General features: G+C 64.9%; 18 protein-coding genes and 1 riboswitch. Of the genes, 3 read left to right on the top strand and 15 right to left on the bottom strand.

The annotated features are described in order from the left end of the window. Positions 1–2 precede the first annotated feature (2 nt). The 3 genes from CDV49_RS05905 to CDV49_RS05895 are packed head-to-tail and all read right to left on the bottom strand — an operon-like array spanning position 3 to position 2,814. A complete protein-coding gene (locus CDV49_RS05905) occupies positions 3–770 on the bottom strand; it encodes an ABC transporter ATP-binding protein (protein ID WP_088214640.1) in 768 nt (255 codons plus the stop codon). Beyond that, positions 767–1,807, bottom strand: a complete 1,041-nt coding sequence (locus CDV49_RS05900) for a FecCD family ABC transporter permease (protein ID WP_088214639.1) — start codon at positions 1,805–1,807, stop codon at positions 767–769. Before CDV49_RS05900 ends, CDV49_RS05905 begins: the two co-directional genes overlap by 4 nt. Next, complete coding sequence (locus CDV49_RS05895) at positions 1,804–2,814, bottom strand: ABC transporter substrate-binding protein (RefSeq protein ID WP_088214638.1); 1,011 nt, start codon at positions 2,812–2,814, stop codon at positions 1,804–1,806. The genes CDV49_RS05900 and CDV49_RS05895 overlap by 4 nt, the downstream gene beginning before the upstream one ends. A 146-nt stretch (positions 2,815–2,960) precedes the next feature. After that, positions 2,961–3,157: riboswitch (cobalamin riboswitch) on the bottom strand. A 297-nt stretch (positions 3,158–3,454) separates the two neighbouring features. Here CDV49_RS05895 and CDV49_RS05890 point away from each other — a divergent pair. After that, a complete protein-coding gene (locus tag CDV49_RS05890) occupies positions 3,455–4,390 on the top strand; it encodes a LysR substrate-binding domain-containing protein (RefSeq protein ID WP_088214637.1) in 936 nt (311 codons plus the stop codon). Here the strand turns inward: CDV49_RS05890 and CDV49_RS05885 are convergent. From CDV49_RS05885 to CDV49_RS05850, 8 genes are all read right to left on the bottom strand, one after another. Continuing rightward, positions 4,387–5,349, bottom strand: a complete 963-nt coding sequence (locus tag CDV49_RS05885; RefSeq protein ID WP_088214636.1) for a 5-oxoprolinase subunit C family protein — start codon at positions 5,347–5,349, stop codon at positions 4,387–4,389. The genes CDV49_RS05890 and CDV49_RS05885 overlap by 4 nt on opposite strands. Beyond that, entirely contained in the window at positions 5,346–6,020 is a 675-nt protein-coding gene (locus tag CDV49_RS05880; protein WP_088214635.1) for a 5-oxoprolinase subunit B family protein, read from the bottom strand. Before CDV49_RS05880 ends, CDV49_RS05885 begins: the two co-directional genes overlap by 4 nt. Continuing rightward, positions 6,017–6,775 carry a LamB/YcsF family protein gene (locus tag CDV49_RS05875; RefSeq protein ID WP_088214634.1) on the bottom strand — a complete coding sequence of 253 codons (759 nt, stop codon included), beginning with the start codon at positions 6,773–6,775 and terminating at the stop codon, positions 6,017–6,019. The genes CDV49_RS05880 and CDV49_RS05875 overlap by 4 nt, the downstream gene beginning before the upstream one ends. 197 nt (positions 6,776–6,972) lie before the next feature. Beyond that, on the bottom strand, positions 6,973–7,746 hold the full coding sequence (locus CDV49_RS05870) for an SDR family NAD(P)-dependent oxidoreductase (protein ID WP_088214633.1): 774 nt from the start codon (positions 7,744–7,746) through the stop codon (positions 6,973–6,975). 11 nt (positions 7,747–7,757) lie between these two features. Next, the gene (locus tag CDV49_RS05865) at positions 7,758–8,915 is read right to left on the bottom strand and encodes an NAD(P)/FAD-dependent oxidoreductase (protein ID WP_088214632.1); all 1,158 of its coding nucleotides are present in this window, start codon (positions 8,913–8,915) and stop codon (positions 7,758–7,760) included. Positions 8,916–9,111: 196 nt separating this feature from the next. Next, complete coding sequence (locus CDV49_RS05860) at positions 9,112–9,855, bottom strand: sulfite exporter TauE/SafE family protein (RefSeq protein WP_088214631.1); 744 nt, start codon at positions 9,853–9,855, stop codon at positions 9,112–9,114. A 3-nt stretch (positions 9,856–9,858) separates the two neighbouring features. After that, on the bottom strand, positions 9,859–10,236 hold the full coding sequence (locus CDV49_RS05855) for an amino acid-binding ACT domain-containing protein (protein WP_088214630.1): 378 nt from the start codon (positions 10,234–10,236) through the stop codon (positions 9,859–9,861). After that, positions 10,229–10,588 carry an antibiotic biosynthesis monooxygenase family protein gene (locus CDV49_RS05850; RefSeq protein ID WP_088214629.1) on the bottom strand — a complete coding sequence of 120 codons (360 nt, stop codon included), beginning with the start codon at positions 10,586–10,588 and terminating at the stop codon, positions 10,229–10,231. Before CDV49_RS05850 ends, CDV49_RS05855 begins: the two co-directional genes overlap by 8 nt. 141 nt (positions 10,589–10,729) lie before the next feature. Here CDV49_RS05850 and CDV49_RS05845 point away from each other — a divergent pair, with 141 nt between their 5' ends. Further along, a complete protein-coding gene (locus CDV49_RS05845; RefSeq protein WP_088214628.1) occupies positions 10,730–11,395 on the top strand; it encodes an ArsR/SmtB family transcription factor in 666 nt (221 codons plus the stop codon). Positions 11,396–11,769: 374 nt separating this feature from the next. Continuing rightward, on the top strand, positions 11,770–12,633 hold the full coding sequence (locus CDV49_RS05840; protein WP_088214627.1) for a fumarylacetoacetate hydrolase family protein: 864 nt from the start codon (positions 11,770–11,772) through the stop codon (positions 12,631–12,633). A gap of 118 nt (positions 12,634–12,751) precedes the next feature. On the opposite strand, the gene CDV49_RS05835 is transcribed toward CDV49_RS05840, so the two are convergent. The 4 genes from CDV49_RS05835 to CDV49_RS05820 form a co-directional block, all read right to left on the bottom strand. Beyond that, a complete protein-coding gene (locus CDV49_RS05835; RefSeq protein ID WP_088214626.1) occupies positions 12,752–14,065 on the bottom strand; it encodes a TRAP transporter large permease in 1,314 nt (437 codons plus the stop codon). Next, positions 14,055–14,618 (bottom strand): TRAP transporter small permease subunit, encoded by a 564-nt coding sequence (locus CDV49_RS05830; protein WP_088214625.1) that lies wholly within the window; start codon positions 14,616–14,618, stop codon positions 14,055–14,057. The genes CDV49_RS05835 and CDV49_RS05830 overlap by 11 nt, the downstream gene beginning before the upstream one ends. A gap of 80 nt (positions 14,619–14,698) precedes the next feature. Further along, positions 14,699–15,742, bottom strand: coding sequence for a TRAP transporter substrate-binding protein DctP (dctP, locus tag CDV49_RS05825; protein ID WP_088214624.1), 1,044 nt, complete (start codon positions 15,740–15,742; stop codon positions 14,699–14,701). Between the two features lie 146 nt (positions 15,743–15,888). Next, entirely contained in the window at positions 15,889–17,655 is a 1,767-nt protein-coding gene (locus CDV49_RS05820; RefSeq protein WP_088214720.1) for an SLC13 family permease, read from the bottom strand. Positions 17,656–17,753 lie beyond the last annotated feature (98 nt).

Raw genomic sequence — 17,753 nt, 5'->3', positions numbered from 1 at the left:
CGTCACTCCTCAAGGCAGCAGAAACGCAGAATGGTCGCCCTGTCGGCGGGATCGGTCAGGCGGCGGGCATCGACGCGGAAGATCGTGGCCAGCCGTGCGGGTGTCAGCACCTCCTCCGGTGGGCCACAGGCGGCAAGTCTGCCGCCGTCCATCACCGCGATCCGGTCGCAACCCATGGCTTGATTGAGGTCGTGGAGCGCCACGATCACCGTCACGGGAAGCTGTCCCACCAGCCGGAGAAGGCCGAGTTGGTGGTGGATATCAAGATGATTGGTCGGCTCGTCCAGAAGCAGCAGCCGCGGACGCTGTGCGAGCGCGCGGGCGATATGGATACGCTGGCGCTCCCCGCCGGACAGGGTTGACCAGAGCGCCGCCGCCATATGACCCATCTCCACCGCTGCCAGCGCGTCCTCCACAATGGCGTCATCCCCTTCCCCGAAGGGCCGGAGCGCGGAGAGCCATGGCGTTCGGCCCAGTTCGACCACATCCCGCGCCGTCAGCGCTTCCACCGTGTCGGCCTGCTGCTCTACAAAGGCGATACGGCGGGCAGCCTCCCGCCGGTGGAGCCGGGACAGCGGAGCGCCATCCAGCCACACCTCCCCCTCACCTCGCGGAACCAGCCCGGCAATGAGGCGGAGGAGCGTGGATTTCCCCGATCCGTTCGGCCCTATCAGTCCCAGCGTCTCACCCGATGCCACGTCGAGGCTCACACGCTCCACCAGCGACCGGGCCTGCACGCGCCAGCCGAGATCTTTGACCAGAACCCTCATGAGCGCCTCCGGTTGCGGATCAGGATGAGCGCAAAGCCCGGCGCCCCGACCAGAGCGGTAACCACGCCTATGGGCACGACCTGCCCGGGAATGAGCATGCGGGATACGATATCGGCCGCAATCAGGAACACCGCCCCCGTCAACGCGGAAAGCGGCACCAACGCCCCGTGCCGCGGCCCCGCCACGAACCGGACAGCATGGGGAATGACCAGACCGACGAAACCGATGGAGCCGACGAGGCTCACCATGACGGCGGTCATCAGCGTCGTCGCGCCGATCAGCAGCAGGTGAACCCGCCGGACCGAAATCCCCAGCGAAGCCGCGGAACGCGCGCCGAAGGAGAATGCGTCCATCGCGCGGACATGCCCGATGCAGACGATCAGCCCGAGCAGCACGGCCGGAACCGCCAGCGCCACATCGGGCCAACGCACCCCGGACAGGTTGCCCAGCAGCCAGAACATGATCCCGCGCGCTTGCTCCGCATTTGCCGATTTGGCGATGAAGAAGCTCGTCAGCGCGTTGAAAAGCTGTGATCCGGCGATCCCGGCAAGCACAAGCTGCGCGGGCCCGCCGCCCGCCGCACGGGCGAGCGCCGCCACCAGCAGAAACGCCAGCGCTGCCCCGCCAAAGGCCCCCGCCGACAACCCGATCGCCCCGCCGCCAAGCCCGAGGATGGTCACCGCGACCGCCCCCGTCGATGCCCCGGCGGACACGCCCAGCAGATACGGGTCGGCCAGCGCATTGCGTATCAGGGCCTGAAGCACGACACCGGAGAGCGCCAGCCCCGCCCCACAGGCCGCGGCCACCAGTGTCCGCGGCAGCCGGTAGTTCCAGATGATTGCCGCATCTATCGCATCGACAGCCTGCGCCGCCCCCAGCAACCGGTTCGCAAGGACCGCTGCAACCGTTTCCACGGGCAGCGGCATCTCACCGATGACGACCCCGGCAAGGATCGCCAGCCCAAGGACACCAACCCCAAGCGCGGCAATCCAGACCGGGGCGGCAAGGCGCGCGCGCAGATTGATGTCAGCGATCATTTCAGACCAAAGGAGGGCAGCGCATCGGCAAGCGTTTCAAGCGCGCTTACATTACGGATGGAGGGATCCATGGAATGCGCATCCAGCACGACGATCCGGTTTTCCTTCACCGCGTCCATCTGGCTGGCGACCGGGTCCGACTTCAGGAAGGCGAGCTTCTTTTCATAGTCATCCGCCTCGAACCGGCGACGGTCCATCCGGGCAATCACGATGACGCTCGGGTTGGCGCGGGCAATGGTTTCCCAGCTCACCACCGGCCATTCCTCGTCGCTTGCGATGACGTTCCTGAGGCCCAGCTTTTCCATCATGTAGGCGGGCGGACCCTTGCGACCGGCGACGTAGGGATCGACGTCCATCTCCGCAGAGGAGAACCAGAACACGGCAGAGGCGTCCTTCAACCCCAGCGCCTGTGCCTTTGCTGTCGCAGCCTCCTCCCGTGCACGGAGATCGGCCACCAGCGCATCGCCCCGCTCTGGCACGTTGAAGATGCGGGAGAGTTCCCGCACCCCCGCATGGATGCTTTCCATCTCGAACATCGCGGATCGCGTGCCGTCCGAGCCGACGGCATTATCCTTCTTCCAGCAGTCGGCCGGCAGGATATAGGTGGGGATCCCGACATCGCGGAACTGCTCGCGCGTGGCCACGATGCCATGCGGCCCGACGTGCCACTCATACTGAACCACCACCAGTCCGGGGCGCTTTCCCACGACGGCCTCGAAGCTCGGATCATTGTCCGCCAGCCGCTCCACCCCGGCGTTCAGGTCTTTGAACTCAGGCAGCACATCGGTGAACCATACGGCGGTGCCCGCCACCTTGTCGCCCAGCCCCAGCGCGTAGAGCACTTCGGTCGCCGCTTGCCCGACTGTCACCGCGCTGGCGGGAGCGGCGTCGAAGGTCAGGTCCATACCGCAATTCGTCAGGTGAAGCGGATAGGGGCTTTCCGCCAGCGCGGGGGATGCCAGGGCCGCTGCGCCCAGCAAGGCGGCCAGAATGTTTCGCGCGATCATGCGAGCTCTCCGATCAGGGTGATGGTCCCGGCGGATGCGGAGAGGAACGGCCATGGGCCGTTGTGCAGATGTGGCTGATCGGGCGCAGCTGGGCACCCGCTGGACAGACGTCATATGGCACCTCCCCGGACACCCCGTCCGGGCCGTGTTGCGTACAGACGTCGGCAGGTCTCCTGACTGGTGGGTCAACGGAAACTGCGGCCTTCCCATGGTCTGCACCACAGTGGCATGTTCACAGTGTTCCTCGCCGCCTACAGTTGCGGGGGCAGTTCCGGTTCGCCAGACGGGCTGGCGGCGGATTCCCTTTCAATTCCTCTCGGAAACCGACAGCCGACCCGTAACCCATTGCAGGCCGCCCGGCAAGCCGGGGCATGGGGCCAATGGCGGGCGGTCACCGGATAGCGCGCAGGGCTCTAACAGGCGGCTGAAAAAGGCTTTTGGCCCGTGTTGGAGCGGAAATCGTTCGCCATCTGACGAAATCCAGCCGGAAACCTATATATTTCCGTACGTTTCCGGGCCGATTTGCGATCTCCGGCGCATGGGCATGACACTTCAGGGCTTTTTCCGCGGCCTTCTAACGGACCGGAAGGGCGGGAGGAGACGGCTACCGCGGGCTCCCCCATCGCGCTATTGCTGACCCATGGATATCGCCCAGTTGCGCACCGTGCTGCATGTCGCCGAACTCGGAAGCCTGTCGCGGGCGGCCGAGCGGCTGCATATCGCGCAGCCCGCGCTCAGCCGGCAGGTCCGGTTGCTGGAGCAGGAACTCGGCACCCGGCTGTTCAGCCGTCACGGACGGGGCATGCAGCTGACCGAAGCGGGGCAGGAACTGCTCCTCCACGCGCGGCAGATCATGCGGGAACTGGAGGCGATCCGCAGCCTTCCCTTTGGCGGAGACGATGTACCCCTGCGCGGCGAAGCCTCCATCGGCATGCCGCCGACCGTGGCCGCGATCCTTGCCATTCCGCTGGCCCGCGCGTTTCGCCGCGCTCACCCGGAGGCACGGCTTCGGATCGTCAGCGCCTATTCGGCGTTCCTGATGGACTGGCTGAGACGCGGAGACCTGGACACCGCCATCCTTTACGAAACGCAACCGCTGCGATGGCTCCGCGCCTCCCCGTTGCTGGAGGAGGAGCTGTTTCTTGTGGGGCCTGCCGACAGCGGGCTTGACCAGTCGGTCCCGGTGGCAGCGCGGCGGCTGGCGGACCTGCCGATGATCCTTTCCGGCAGCCGGCACGGAATGCGGGAGACGGTAGAGAGACTCGTCCAGACGGCGGGGGTCACCGCAAATGTCGTGTTGGAGGCGGACAGCCTTTCGGTTCTGAAGGATATGGTGCAGAGCGGGCTTGGCTACACCGTGCTTCCCGCGTCGCCCATTCGGGAGGACATCGGGCGGGGCAGCCTTCGCATCGCGCCCCTGGTCGATCCGCGGGCCGGCTGGCGGCTCATGCTGACCGTGCCAGTGGACCGCCACCCCTCCCGCCTGCTGGACTATCTCGAACGGACCGTGGTGAGCGAAACGGCCGCCCTTGTGCAATCCGGGACATGGGAGGGACGCCTGCCGGACAGCGGCTAGGGAGACAGCGCCGCCGCTGCCGCCCGCCGTTCGATCCCCTGTCTGTAGAGCGCCGCCCTTGCCGCAGCGGCGCGCGCGCGAAGAACCGCCTGTTCCGGAGCAACATATTGAAATTTCACTTCATCATGGGGGCGCAACTGAACGAAAGCGTCAAGGTCGCAGTCCAGCACCGTGGCGATCTTCGGATACCCGCCCGTTGTCTGATGGTCCGCAAGCAGCACGGTGGGCACCCCGTCGCCCGCAACCTGCACAGCCCCGCGTGTGATCGGTTCGGAAGGCATGTCGAGCGCGGCAGAGGGCGCGATCGCCGGACCGGAAAGCCGCACGCCCATCCGATCCCAGGCGTCCGTCATCCGCCATGAGATCGAAAGGAATGTCTCCAGCGCCCCGGCTGAAAAGAACCTGTCCTGAGGGCCGAGGGTCACATGCACGCACCGACGCGGACGGGCGAAGACCGGGCAAGGGATGTCGCCCGCCGTGGCCCCCCGGGCCTCCGCGATCTCCAGCCTCTGTCCTGCCGGGAGCCTGCCACCGCCGAAGCCCGACAGCGCATGGGTGGCATGGCTCCCCAGCCAGATGGGCGTGAGCAGATTTCCGGCGAGCGCGAGGTAGCACCAGCTTCCCCATTGTCCCGGCCGCATGACCAGCACCTCGCCCGCGCGAAGGGTGGCGACGGTCCATGAGCTACGACGTCGCCCGGCATGGTCGATGCGGAAGCCACCGCCCGCCACGGCAAAGCCGACCTCTCCCGAAAGGCATTCGAGCGTCAGCCCCCCAAGCGACACCTCAATACCCGGCGCGTCCGGCGGATTGCCAAGCGCGATATTCGCCGCGGCAAAAGCCATACGGTCCATCGGGCCGGATTGGGGAACGCCGAACCGCATCAGACCCGGCCGCCCGCCATCCTGAACCGAGACATGCGGGCCAGCGGAGATGACAGACAGAAGGGCCTCGGTCATTTCATATCCTCGTATTCCAACCGGCTCGTGCGCCGAAAGCGCACTCTGTCACCAACGTCGAAAAGAAACGGCGCGGCAGGATCACCCGTCAGGATCGCCGTGGGTGATCGCCCGATGATCCACCACCCCGTCGGCATGGTGAGCGTGGTGACAAGGCACTGCGGCCCCGCGATCACGACGCTTCCCGCGGCAATACCCCGGACAGCGGCCGGTTTCCGCGGCATGCGCAGCGCCTCCGGCACGCCCGCGAGATAGGCATAGCCCGGCGCGAAGCCATACATGAAGACACGATACTCGCCTGCCAGGTGCGCGGCGATCACCTGCTCCCGCGTCATCCCGCCGTGGCGGGCTACCGCCGCCAAATCCGGGGCAAAATCCTCGTCATAGCAGATCGCCACCTCCCGCAATGCCGAGGGCGCCAGCGGGCTGGCCGGGGCGTGCAGCAGCGCCTCCGCCGTGCGGCGGACGATGCCGTGATCGGTCACGAGCGGATCGAACCGGATCAGGAGAGCGGCGTAGGCGGGCACAGCCTCCCGGAAGCCGGCAAAGGGCGATGCGTTGAGCGACCTGTCCAGCGCAAGAACGCGGGCATGGATATCCGCGGAAATCTCATCGCCGAACTCGACCAGCAGGCCATGCTCTCCGACCGGGCGGAAAACCGGCGTCCTCACGGCGCGAAGGGCGCGACTGTGACACCCGCCCTCTCCAGCCTGCCGCGGACCTGCTGCGCCATGCCCACCGCGCCCGGACTGTCGCCATGCACGCAGATGGACTGTGCGGAGAGCGGGATCGGATCGCCGCCGAGCACCGGCATGCGGCCGCTGTCAAGAAACCGGATCAGCCTTTCCGCCGCTTCGTCTGCGTCGTGCAGCATGGCACCCTCCCGCGTGCGCGGCACAAGCCGCCCATTCGGGAGATAGGCCCGATCAGCGAATATCTCCGAGTAAACCGGCAGACCGGCCGCCCGCGCCACCTGTTCCAGCACCGTGCCCGAGATCGCCAGTATCGCCAGCCTTCCCGGCAATACGGCGACCGCGCCGACGATGGCTTCCGCCACGTCGCGATCATCGGCAGCCAGATTTCCGAGCGCCCCGTGCGGCTTGACGTAGCGCACCTGCGCCCCGGCGAGCGCTGCAATGCCCGTCAGCGCCCCCACTTGCGCCGCCACGAGCCGCCCGATCTCCGCCGCGGGCATCGGGATCACCCGGCGTCCGAAGCCCTCCCGGTCCGCGAAACCCGGGTGGGCACCCACGCTCACGCCACGGGCCGAAGCGGCGCGAAGTGTGTCGAACATCGTCTCCGGGTCGCCGGCATGGCCCCCGCACGCGACATTCGCCGAAGTAACGAGATCGAGCATCGCCATGTCGTCGCCCATCACCCAAGGGCCGAAGCTTTCGCCCAGATCGGCGTTCAGATCGACCTTCATGGCGCGCGCCGCAGGGGTTCAACAGGCTGCTGAAACGGCGGGCATCGGCCCGGACTTACGTCGAAACTCAGGTAATTGGTCTGGTCACAATCCAAAACTCGCCGTTTCCGGGGCGATTTCCCACAATGGGGGGAGGATCTCCGCCTCAGAGCAACCCCGGAATGGTTTTTCGGCGGTCCGCTGAAAAAGACCATCGCTCACTCCCGCACGGGAACGGTGTAGTTGAGTATCCGCCGCCCCCCGTCGGGGTAGATCGTCTCCCCCGTGATGTAGGACGCGTCGGAGGAGGCGAGGAATGCCACCACACCGGCAATTTCCTCCGGTTCCCCCAGCCGCCCCATGGGTGTGCGGGCGAGGATCGCGTCCATCCCCGCGCGCTCGGTAAAGGCACCCTTGATGATCTCCGTCGCGATGGTTCCGGGGCCTACGCCGCAGACGCGGATACCATGGGGCGCCAGCGCCACGGCGGCGGTGGAGGTGACCTGATTCATGCCGCCCTTGGAAATCGCATAGGGCGCGACCGAGGGATTGGCGAGACCGGAGTTGATGGAGGACATGTTGATGATGACGCCCCCTCGCCCGGCCGCGATCATGGCCCGCGCTGCGGCCTGGGTGCCCAGAAAGGCCCCCTTCAGGTTCACGGCAAGCGTCCGGTCATACTGCTCTTCGGTGAAATCCAGAAAATCGGCGACAGGACAGACGCCGGCGTTGTTGACCATCACATCCACGCGCCCCAGATGCGCGACAGCCGTCGCGATCAGTGCATCCACATCGGCCTTGCGCGACACGTCCGTGGTGACGGGAAGCACCGTCTCCGCCGTGCCGATTTCCCCAGCCGTGCGTGCCAGCCTGGAGGCATCCACATCGCCGATCACAACCTTCGCGCCTTCCGAAAGGAAGCGTTCCGCGCAGGCCCGCCCGATGCCCTGCGCACCCCCCGTGATGACAACAACCCTGTCAGCAAACCTCATCGTCCATCCTCTCAATAAACCACGGTTTCATGGAGCGGCTCCCCGGCACGGATCCGTCCATAGCCCAGCGGGGACAGATCGAGACTGCGGTAACCGCCCTGTATCACCAGCTCCGCGACGGCACGCCCCGCCGCCGGAGAATGCATCACCCCATGGCCGGAAAAGCCGGTGAGGAATATCAGGTTGCCGATCTCATCATGCGCGCCGACGATCCCGTTGTGATCAAGTGAATTGACCTCATAATGGCCCGCCCACGACCGCTCCAGCCGCAGTTGCTCCATCGCAGGGATACGGGCAGCGAGTGCGGGCCAGAACGGGTCTTCCAGCAGGTCATGATGCGGCTCGTAATCGCCTGTCGCGTCCGGGTCTTGGTCCGGCGGGGGTTGAATGCCGCCGATGAAGCCCGTGCCTTCGGGCCTGACCCAGATGCCGGACCTGTCGAACAGCATGGGAAAGCCCGTCGGCGCTACGGGCGCGCGGAAGTTGAACACCGACCGTTTGCGCGGGCTTACAGGAAGCGCGATCCCCGCCAGTGCCGCAAGCGCGCCCGAGGCGGCCCCCGCAGCGAGCACGCAAATGTCGCAGGCGAGGCGTGAGCCATCGCTCAGGAGGACCGCATCCACCCGCTCACCAATATCAAAGCCCCGGACGCTCGCCTTTTCATATATCACACCGCGATCACGGGCCGCGCGGCGCATCAGCGCCAGCAGCGACCAGGCGTCAAACCACCCTTCACCCGTGCGCCCGAAAGTGCCGACCCCAACCCCTTCCAGAGCGAGGAACGGAAATCGCGCGGCGATCTCATCGGGCAGGAGCACTGCGACATCCGCCCCTTGGGTCTGCTGCATGGAGGCGCCTCTGCGACGCGCGTCCACATCCCCCGGTCCGCCGAGGATGAGGTAACCGTTCTCGACATAGCCGATGTCTGCCTCCGGCCCGAAAATGGTGCGAATCCCACGAAAGAACTCCACTCCGAACAAGCTCATCCGCACGTTGAGCGGCGTGCCGAACTGCGTGCGGATGGAAGCAGCCGACCGCGCTGTCGAGCTGAACTGATAGGTGGGGTCGGGTTCGACGACAGTGATCGGCCCGGTGAACCCCTCCCGGCGCAGGAACCAGGCCGCCGTGCTGCCCATGATCCCGCCGCCGATGATCACCACCCCGCTCATATGGCGTGGAACCGGGCGGACATCTCTCCGAAAGCGTCTGTGACGAAGCGCGGCATGGGGGACCTCGTGTGCCGATCTGTCCCTTCTGACTATACCACGGCTTCCGCCCTGTCTCCGACCGGTTGGTTCGATCAGATATAACGGAAATGTATATCTTGCACCGCAGAGAAACGGAAACAGAGCGTATATTTGATAGCTATGCCGAAATCATCGCCTTTCCGATCATCTGAAGGCCCAGGATGGCGAGAACGATCAGAAACCCGCGCCGGAACGCCTTCTGCGAAATCCGCTCACGGAAACGCTGGCCAAGCCACACCCCCGCCAAGGCAGGCACGACCAGAAGACACGAATGTAGCATTCCTGCTGTCTCGAACGCGCCATATCCCGCCAGACCCGCCGCCATGGCGAGGGTTGAAACCGTGAAGGACAGCCCGAGCGCCTGTACCAGCTCATCCTTCCTCAGCCCAAGCGCCTGAAGATAGGGTACGGCAGGGATCACGAAAACGCCGGTCACGCCGGTGATGACACCTGTCACCAGCCCGACCGCCGGCGAAGCTGCCCGTTCCGCCCGCGCGGGAATCGTCCGGGGCGCGGCGAAAAGCGTGAACACCGCATAGCCGAGCAGCGCCACACCCAGCAGCGCCGAGGCGAGGCGCGGGTCGGCCCGGACCATCAGCGGCAGTGCGGCCACGGTGCCGACGGTTATCGCCAGCATCATCGGCCAGAACCGCAGCGCCGTCCGGCGCGGTTGGGGGCCACTGAAGAATTGCAGCACATTCGTTACAAAAGACGGGACGATCAGCAGCCCCGCCGCCGCGACGGGCGGGATGAGAGTGCCCAGAACCCCCATTGCCACCGTGGGAAGGCCCATGCCGGACACTCCTTTCACGAAGCCTGCGGCAAGGAACGTCAGCGCGAAGACGAGCGGAAGGCTGTCCATGCATTACCCCTGCCACGCGAGCGTCGCGACATGACCCGCTTCCGGCTCGTCCACCAGCAGGATCAATCGGTTATGGTGATCGGAGTATTGGGCGGTGATCGCGACTCCGGCCTCCGCCAGTGCCTGTGCGATAGCGCCAAGCTGGCCCGGTTCCCCCTGTTTCAGCCGTCTGATCAGCGGGCGGGAGACGGCTGTCACGGGAATACCGGCTGCCTCCGCAGCGGCTTTCGCGGCCTCTGCATCCGCGAACAGGAAATGCGCCGCCACGCCGCGCCCGTGGCTGAACATGCCGCCTCCTTCAAATGCGATACCGGCGCGCCCCATGGCTTCTCCCAGATCGGCCAGACTGTGTGCATTCAGGTCGAAAGCGACATCAAACATCGGTCGCCTCCGTATGATAGCCGCGGCTGTCAGAAGGTGCGTCGTCGCGTCTGTCCATGCCGTAATCCCGCATCACGCCGGCGATCCGCAAGCGGTAGCCGGAAAACACATGATCGCGCCCCGCCGCCTGCGCCTTCCGATGCTCGGACAGCGTACGCCATTGCGCGACGGCAGCCTCATCCCGCCAGAAGGACAGCGAAAGGAGCTTGTCGGGCGAGGTCAGGCTCTGAAACCGCTCGACGGAGATGAAACCGTCAACCTCCGCCAGCAGCGGCCGCAGACCCGCGGCGAGGTCAAGGTACTCGCGGCGGTTTTCTTCCGCCATCGAAACCTCAAAGATCACGGCGATCATGCGCCTGCCCTGCGGGGCAGGTAGGTCGCCGCAACGCGGCGGGAGCGGTACTGATTGCGGTATCTCATCGTCATGGCCTTTCGTCTTGCCTCGCCCTTCTACCCGATTGGCAGAACAAGATGGTTCGATTATCATCGAACCATGCCAGAAGGCCCAGACATAGCCCGCACCGCCGCATTGGTGGCGGATCCGGCCCGCAGCGCTATGCTGCTGGGGCTGATGGACGGCCGGGCGCTCACCGCGGGGGAGTTGGCGGAGATTGCCGGGGTCACCAAGCAGACGGCCAGCAGCCACCTTGCGCGGCTTCTGGACGGAGATGTCCTGCTGGTTGAAGCGCAGGGGCGACATCGCTACTTCCGGCTGGCCGGGACACATGTCGCAGCGCTTCTTGAGGCATTGATGGTTTTTTCCAGCGACGCCGCGCCGCCCATGCGGACCGGTCCGCGGGAACCGGCCCTGAGAAAGGCGCGCGTCTGCTACGACCATCTCGCCGGGGAGATGGGTGTATATCTGTACGACAGGATGCGGACGGAAGGCTGGTTGACCCCCGACCTTTCGGTGACGGAGCGGGGATGGGCGAAACTCGCGGCATTGGGTCTGAGCGAGGGCGCGCTCCCGCAGAGCAACCGCCCCCTGTGCCGGATCTGTCTCGACTGGAGCCAGCGGCGGCACCACCTCGCCGGACGACTTGGCCGCGCGATGCTCGACCGCTTTATCACCCTGTCATGGGCGCGGCGCGAGCCTGCCTCGCGGATCATCAGCTTCAGCCGGGAGGGGGAGCGCGGTTTCATGGACTGGCTGGCATAATAGGATCTCGCGCTCCAACTGCCCTTTGACCCTGGGCTCTGTCCTTCGGGAAGCGCGTCCATCGCAGCCGGACAGCCATCATTGTCGTACCCTGAAAACGGGGCGACCAGCGGCCCGTCGGCAGGATCCGGAAGAGCTGCGCCCGATCACCCCGGTGATTGCGAATGGCTGGCACACCCCCTTCCGCGCTGAATGTTCCCGAACGCCTGATCGCGAGCATGGCGTCAGATCAGCGCCACGGGCGGGCGGGCGCGACGGGACGCCTTTCTTCCACCGCAGGATATGTGCAAGTCTCGCCGGCAGCACCTTGGCGTGATTTCTCAGGATCGGTCGCGGTGCGTGATCTGTATTGCGATAGACTGAAAGGACGCATCATGCGGTTGGTCCGTTTCACCCAAAACAGTGAGAGACCAAGGATCGGGGTGCTGTTTGACCAGCGCATCGTTCCGCTGGATGAGGTGCTGCCCGAAGCGCCCGCCAGTGTTGTGGAACTGATCACCCAATGGGACGCTATCGCCCCGCGTCTTAAGCATGTGGCGGAGGCGCGCTCCATTCCGCTGGGCGACGTAACCCTTCTTTCCCCGGTGGACAGGCCGCAGAAGCTGCTGGCCATCGGACTGAACTATGCCGACCATATCGAGGAGGCGAAAAGCATCGGCCTGCAGATCCCGACCGAGCAGGTGTGGTTCTGCAAGCAGCCAAGCGCGCTCAACGGTCCGTTCGCCGGGATCGAGATGCCGAAGGTCTCTGACAAGCTGGACTATGAGGTGGAACTCGTGGCGGTGATTGGCCGGGGTGGCCGGCACATCAGCGCGACGGACGCGCCTGAGCACGTGTTCGGTTATACCATCGGCAATGATGTGAGCGTTCGCGACTGGCAAACGCGCACTCCGCAATGGATGCTGGGGAAATCCTTCGACACGCATGCGCCGGTCGGCCCGTGCATCGTGACGGCAGATGAGATCGGCGACCCGCATCGGCTGGCCATCCGCGCCTATGTGAACGGCGAGTTGCGACAGAACTCCAATGTGAAGCATCTGGTGTTCAAGGTCTGGGATCAGATTGCGGAGTTGTCCAAGGCCATGACGCTTCAGCCCGGCGACCTGATCTTTACCGGCACGCCCGGCGGGGTCGGTTTCGGCTTCAACCCGCCGAAGTACCTCAGCGTTGGCGACATCGTGCGCTGCGAGATCGAAGAGATCGGCGCCATCGAAAACACCGTCATCGCGGAGCCCTAACGATCAAACAGCAAACGCCCCGTTATGGGGCGTTTGCCGATTTGCGTAGGTCCGAAGGTGTCTCTCGCCGACGAACGAAGGAACGCGGCGCCCCGGAAGGGAAGCCGCAGAAAATGTATCAACCGTAGAACAGCCGGGGCAGATAAAGCGCGATGTCCGGGATCAGGATGATGAGAAGAACACCGAGCAGCGTCACCAGCACATAGGGGATGACCGAGCTGTAGATGTCTCCCATCGTCACCTCCGGCGGCGCAACGCCCCTGAGATAGAACAGGTTGAAGCCGAACGGCGGCGTCATATAGCCCACCTCCATCATGATGATGAAGAGGATGCCGAACCAGATCGGATCGAAGCCGTAGCTTTGCACCACAGGCAGGAACACCGGCAGGGTGATGAGCATGATGCCCACCGGATCAAGCACCATGCCAAGGATGAACAGCACGCCCAGCATGAAGGCGAGCGATCCCCATTTGCCGCCCGGAATGAACGACATCAGATGCTCGATCAGCGTCTGGGCCCCGAGCGCGGTATAGGCGGTCGAGAAGGCATGTGCAGCGAACAGGATCCACATGATCATCGTCGTCAGCCGCAGGGTGGAGATGGCGCTGTCCCAGAGAACGCTGCGGTTGAACTTTCCGTTGACCGCCGTTGCCACGAGCGAACCGAACACGCCTATGGCCGCAGCTTCCGTCGGCGTGGCAAAGCCGCCGAAGATCGCGCCCAGAACGCTCACCACGATCAGGATCGGCAGGATGACCGAGCGGAGCGATCGGAACTTTTCGCCCCAGTCCGCACGCTGCTCCTTCGGAAGCGACGGACCCATCTGCGGCTGGATCAGACAGCGGACGAGGATATAGATGCTGACGAGCACGAACAGCAAAAGCCCGGGCCCAATCCCCGCGGCGAACAGGCGCCCCGCAGAAACTTCGGTTAGCAGCGAGTAGAGCACCATGAGGATGGACGGCGGGATCAGGATGCCCCAGCCACCGCCCGCATTGATCGCGCCAAGGGCGAGCTTCTTGTCATACCCCCGCTCCAGCATCTTGGGCAGCGCGATGGTCCCCATCGTCACCACGGCTGCGCCGGAAATGCCGGACATGGCCGCAAAGATCACGCAGATCATCACCGTGCCGATGGCAAGGCCGCCGCGCACGCCGCCCCACCATTTGTGCATCATGTCGTAAAGATCGCCGGCGACGCCCGACTTCTCCAGCATCGTCGCCATGAAGACAAAGAGCGGGATCGCCATGAGCGTGGCGTTGGACATCGTCTCCCACATCTTGGAGGAGAGGAGGTAGAAACCGACGCTTCCCATCTCGAAGTATAGAAAGAGCACCGATACCCCGCCCAGCACAAAGACGAGCGGCGTGCCGATCAGCACGAAGAGCAGGAGCGAGCCGAAGAACAGGAAGGTGAGAAGTTCAACGCTCATGTGTCACCTCCGTCGCGTCATGCCCCAGGGGCGCGGGCACCCCGAATGTTTCCTCGTCGACCGGCAGGCCACGAAGAACGCGAATGTCGGACCACAACCGTACAAGACCCTGAAGAAACAGCAAAAAGGCCGCGATCGGGATGAAGGTCTTGGTGGGCCAGAGCGGCGCTTTCCAGACGGAGTTGGACCTCTCCATATCCGCGATGGATTCAGAGGCCATGTCGTAGCCCTGCCAAAGCAGCACGAAGACGAACAGCAAGAAGAGCGGCCATGTCACGATATCGACCAGCGCCTTCCGGCGGGGTGAGAGGCGGCCGTAGAAGATATCCACATTGACATGGCCACGCTGCGCCAGAAGGCTGCCACCCGCGATGATGGCATAGACGCCGAAAATCAATGTCGCGAGTTCTGCCGTCCAGATCGCCGGGCGGCCGACCATGTAGCGCATGACCACATCCGCCAGCAAGAGCGCAAAGATGATGAAGATCGCGAGCGAGGCCCAGCGACCGATGAAGAGATTGAGCTGCGTGACGGCACGGGCGACCTTCCGCATATCGGGACCTCATGATGTGAAGGGGGATCAGGCGCAGCGACGGCTGCGCCTGTTCGGCGGGATCCAGCCCCGAAAGGGTGTCAGATGTAGCCCATGTCCGTCATCAGACCGCGGTAGATATCGGCGGCCTTGGCCGCGCGTTCACCCCGCTCGGCCTCCTTGTCCATGACCTTTCTGGAGGCCTCCGACATCATCGACATCACTTCGTCGGGCAGGTGGATGACCTGAAGATTGTTGTCCCTTTGCCCCTCCGAAAGCGCTACGGCCTCGGCATGGACGTATTCGATGGAGCGGCGATAGAACCTCGTTTCGGCCGCGTCCATGAAGGCGGTCCGCATCTCGTCGTCCAGAGCCTCGAGCGCCTTGAGGTTGACGACATAGGCATCCGTGGTCTGGGCGATGGGCGGCTTGACGTGATACTTGCAGACCTCCCAGAGCGACATGGATTGCGCGCCGACTGCCGCCCCCCAATGCGCGCCATCCACGACCCCGGAAGACAGCGCCTGATAAAGCTCCGATCCCGGCACATATTGCGGCGCGGCACCGGCCATCGACAGGAAGTCCATCATCGTGCCGGAGGAGCGGATCTTCAGCCCCTGAAAGTCACTGACGCTGGTCACATTCTTGGTGAGCGTCAGTTCCGTCGGCAGCACCTTTTCGGCAAGCGCCATCGTGCCTTCTTTTGCCAGGTCCTCATTCACCAGGGCTTCGATACCAAGGTTCTTGACGACATGCTGCATCTCCCAGCTTTCCCTGAGCGTCCCGGGAATGCCGTAGAGGAAAGACGCCGCCTGCGCATTGTCCTGAATATAGGAGGGGCTGATCGTCCCCATCGGCACCACACCGCGCCGCACGATATTGTAGATATCGGTGCCCTTGGCGAATTCCCCGTCGCCCAGAAGGGTCATCTTGAAAGCACCATCCGTCCGGCGCTCCACCTCCTTGGCGAACATGCCGAGGCTGTCGTTGAACGAACTCGACGCCTTTGGCCAGTGCGACTGCACACGCCATGTCACGGCACCCTGCGCCAGCCCCTTGCCGACCAGCGCCGGGGCGGCAAGCAGTCCGACAGCCGTGCCCCGCATCAGTGTCCTGCGGTTCAGAAGAACCCGGTTCTCGGTCATATGACCCTCCCTTTTAGACCTGCTGACGGGCATGTCTCCCCCACCCCGCCGAGGTCCGGGCCATAATTCCTGACAATTGTCATCCAATCAAGACCGTTGTTTTTATACGTGGCAGAGCAGACAAATTGCCACAGCCGCTCCGCCCCTCAGACCGGCCAGACGGCAAGGATAAGGGGCACGCCGACCAACACCACCAGAACCGACAGGGGCGCGCCGAGACGGGCGTAATCGCCGAAGCGATAGCCCCCCGGCCCCAGGACCAGCGTATTCGACTGATGCCCGATGGGGGTGAGGAAATCGCTGCCCGCACCCACCGCCACGGCCATCAGGAACGCTTCGGGGCGATAGCCCAGATCGGTGGCGAAGGTAGCGGCGATCGGGGCCATGACCAGCACTGTCGCCGCGTTGTTGAGGAACGGCGTGACCGCCATCGCCGCCACCATGATGAGCGTCAGCGCGCCCCAGACCGGCAGCCCCGTCGCGATGTCCGAAAGCAGCGTCCCGATGAGCTCCGTGGCTCCCGTCGTCTGCAGCGCCTCGCTCACCGGTATGAGCGCCCCCAGCATGACAAGGATCGGCCATTCCACGGCCTCTGTCGCCTCCCGCGCCGGGAGAGCGCCGCTGGCGATCATCGCTGTCGCCGCCCCGAAGAAGGCGACCGCGACAGGCACCGCCCCCGTCGCGGTCAGCGCCATGGCGGAGCCGAGGATCAGCAGGGGCAGCAGCGCCTTTCGTACACTGCCAAGCCCGAGCTTGCGTTGCGCCAGCGGCAGCAGGCCAAGCGCGCGCATCTGCTCCGGCATTTCCGCCTCCGGCCCCTGCACCAGCAGAACATCCCCTGCGGCAATCGAAGTGTCGCCAAGACGCTCGCTCATCCGGTGACCGGCCCGCGATATGGCGATGAGGTTCAAACCGTGCCGATCATGAAGCGCCATGCCCCCCGCACTCTGCCCGACCAAAAGCGATTCAGGGACGACGACCGTCTCCACCAGGGCCACGCCCGCCGAAACGCGACCCGCTTCCTGACGGGCGAGCGCGAGCCGACCGCGCGTGATCGCCGCCTCCAGCGCATCCGGCGCGCCCCGCAGAAGGAGCAGGTCATCCACGAGGATCTTCGTATCAGGCAGGACCGTAGCGCGCCGCTTCCCATCGCGGATGATGCCTGTGACCGCCAGTGCCCCGTCTATGTCAGAGAGGAAGTCAGACACAGTCACGCCCGCCGCGCGCGAAGTCTCCAGCACCCGCGCCTCGGTGTTGTAATCGCTGACGAATACCGCCTCGCCCAATCCGCGCGCGGCCGCACGCCGGTCGCTCGGGAGCAGCCGGTAGCCGAAGCGCAGGAAGATCAGTCCCACAAGCGACAGCCCCAGACCGACGGGGGCGTAGTCGAACATGCCAAAAGGTGTTCCCGTCATCTGCTCCCGCACCCGGGAAACGATGATGTTCGGTGACGTGCCGACAAGCGTGATGAGCCCGCCGAGCAGCGACCCGAAGGCCATGGGCATCAGGAATACCGAAGGCGATGCCCCCGACCGCTTGGCCATGCCGAACGCGGCGGGCATCAGCATGGCCAGCGCGCCGATGTTCTTGACGATGGCGGACAGCAGCGTCACGGATCCGACCAGCACCGTCAGTTGCCAGCGGAGCGAAGTCACCCGCCGCCCCACCCACTGCAGCGCCACCTCCACCACACCCGACCGGGCGATGCCCGCGCTCACCACAAGCGCACTGCCGACGATGATGACGATATCGTCGGAAAATCCGCGGAACGCCTCATCCGGGCGTACCGTGCCTGCAACCAGCGATGCGACCAGCGCCAGCATCGCCACAACGTCATATCGGAGCCTGCCCCAGATGAAGAGGATCATCATGCCGCCGAGGATGAGGAACGCGAGTATCTGGGGCTGGGTCATCATCTCTCCTGCGGCGGTTCCGCTCAATGGGCAGGGATAGCTTCCGGTTCCAGTGCTGTCACTGCGCCGCTGCTCTTGCCCGCGAAGCGTTGCAGCTT

Origin of the sequence: Haematobacter genomosp. 1 (assembly GCF_002196855.1) — a bacterium.
GTDB lineage: Bacteria > Pseudomonadota > Alphaproteobacteria > Rhodobacterales > Rhodobacteraceae > Haematobacter.
Note: the sequence above shows the minus strand (reverse complement) of the source record. Positions and strands in the feature narration are given on the sequence as shown.

Bases quoted from the DNA above. Each gene is read 5' to 3' on its own strand.
- CDV49_RS05905 (WP_088214640.1), bottom strand. From the start codon at position 770: ATGAGGGTTCTGGTCAAAGATCTCGGCTGGCGCGTGCAGGCCCGGTCG.
- CDV49_RS05900 (WP_088214639.1), bottom strand. From the start codon at position 1,807: ATGATCGCTGACATCAATCTGCGCGCGCGCCTTGCCGCCCCGGTCTGG.
- CDV49_RS05895 (WP_088214638.1), bottom strand. From the start codon at position 2,814: ATGATCGCGCGAAACATTCTGGCCGCCTTGCTGGGCGCAGCGGCCCTG.
- CDV49_RS05890 (WP_088214637.1), top strand. From the start codon at position 3,455: ATGGATATCGCCCAGTTGCGCACCGTGCTGCATGTCGCCGAACTCGGA.
- CDV49_RS05885 (WP_088214636.1), bottom strand. From the start codon at position 5,349: ATGACCGAGGCCCTTCTGTCTGTCATCTCCGCTGGCCCGCATGTCTCG.
- CDV49_RS05875 (WP_088214634.1), bottom strand. From the start codon at position 6,775: ATGAAGGTCGATCTGAACGCCGATCTGGGCGAAAGCTTCGGCCCTTGG.
- CDV49_RS05870 (WP_088214633.1), bottom strand. From the start codon at position 7,746: ATGAGGTTTGCTGACAGGGTTGTTGTCATCACGGGGGGTGCGCAGGGC.
- CDV49_RS05865 (WP_088214632.1), bottom strand. From the start codon at position 8,915: ATGAGCGGGGTGGTGATCATCGGCGGCGGGATCATGGGCAGCACGGCG.
- CDV49_RS05860 (WP_088214631.1), bottom strand. From the start codon at position 9,855: ATGGACAGCCTTCCGCTCGTCTTCGCGCTGACGTTCCTTGCCGCAGGC.
- CDV49_RS05855 (WP_088214630.1), bottom strand. From the start codon at position 10,236: ATGTTTGATGTCGCTTTCGACCTGAATGCACACAGTCTGGCCGATCTG.
- CDV49_RS05850 (WP_088214629.1), bottom strand. From the start codon at position 10,588: ATGATCGCCGTGATCTTTGAGGTTTCGATGGCGGAAGAAAACCGCCGC.
- CDV49_RS05845 (WP_088214628.1), top strand. From the start codon at position 10,730: ATGCCAGAAGGCCCAGACATAGCCCGCACCGCCGCATTGGTGGCGGAT.
- CDV49_RS05840 (WP_088214627.1), top strand. From the start codon at position 11,770: ATGCGGTTGGTCCGTTTCACCCAAAACAGTGAGAGACCAAGGATCGGG.
- CDV49_RS05835 (WP_088214626.1), bottom strand. From the start codon at position 14,065: ATGAGCGTTGAACTTCTCACCTTCCTGTTCTTCGGCTCGCTCCTGCTC.
- CDV49_RS05830 (WP_088214625.1), bottom strand. From the start codon at position 14,618: ATGCGGAAGGTCGCCCGTGCCGTCACGCAGCTCAATCTCTTCATCGGT.
- dctP (WP_088214624.1), bottom strand. From the start codon at position 15,742: ATGACCGAGAACCGGGTTCTTCTGAACCGCAGGACACTGATGCGGGGC.
- CDV49_RS05820 (WP_088214720.1), bottom strand. From the start codon at position 17,655: ATGACCCAGCCCCAGATACTCGCGTTCCTCATCCTCGGCGGCATGATG.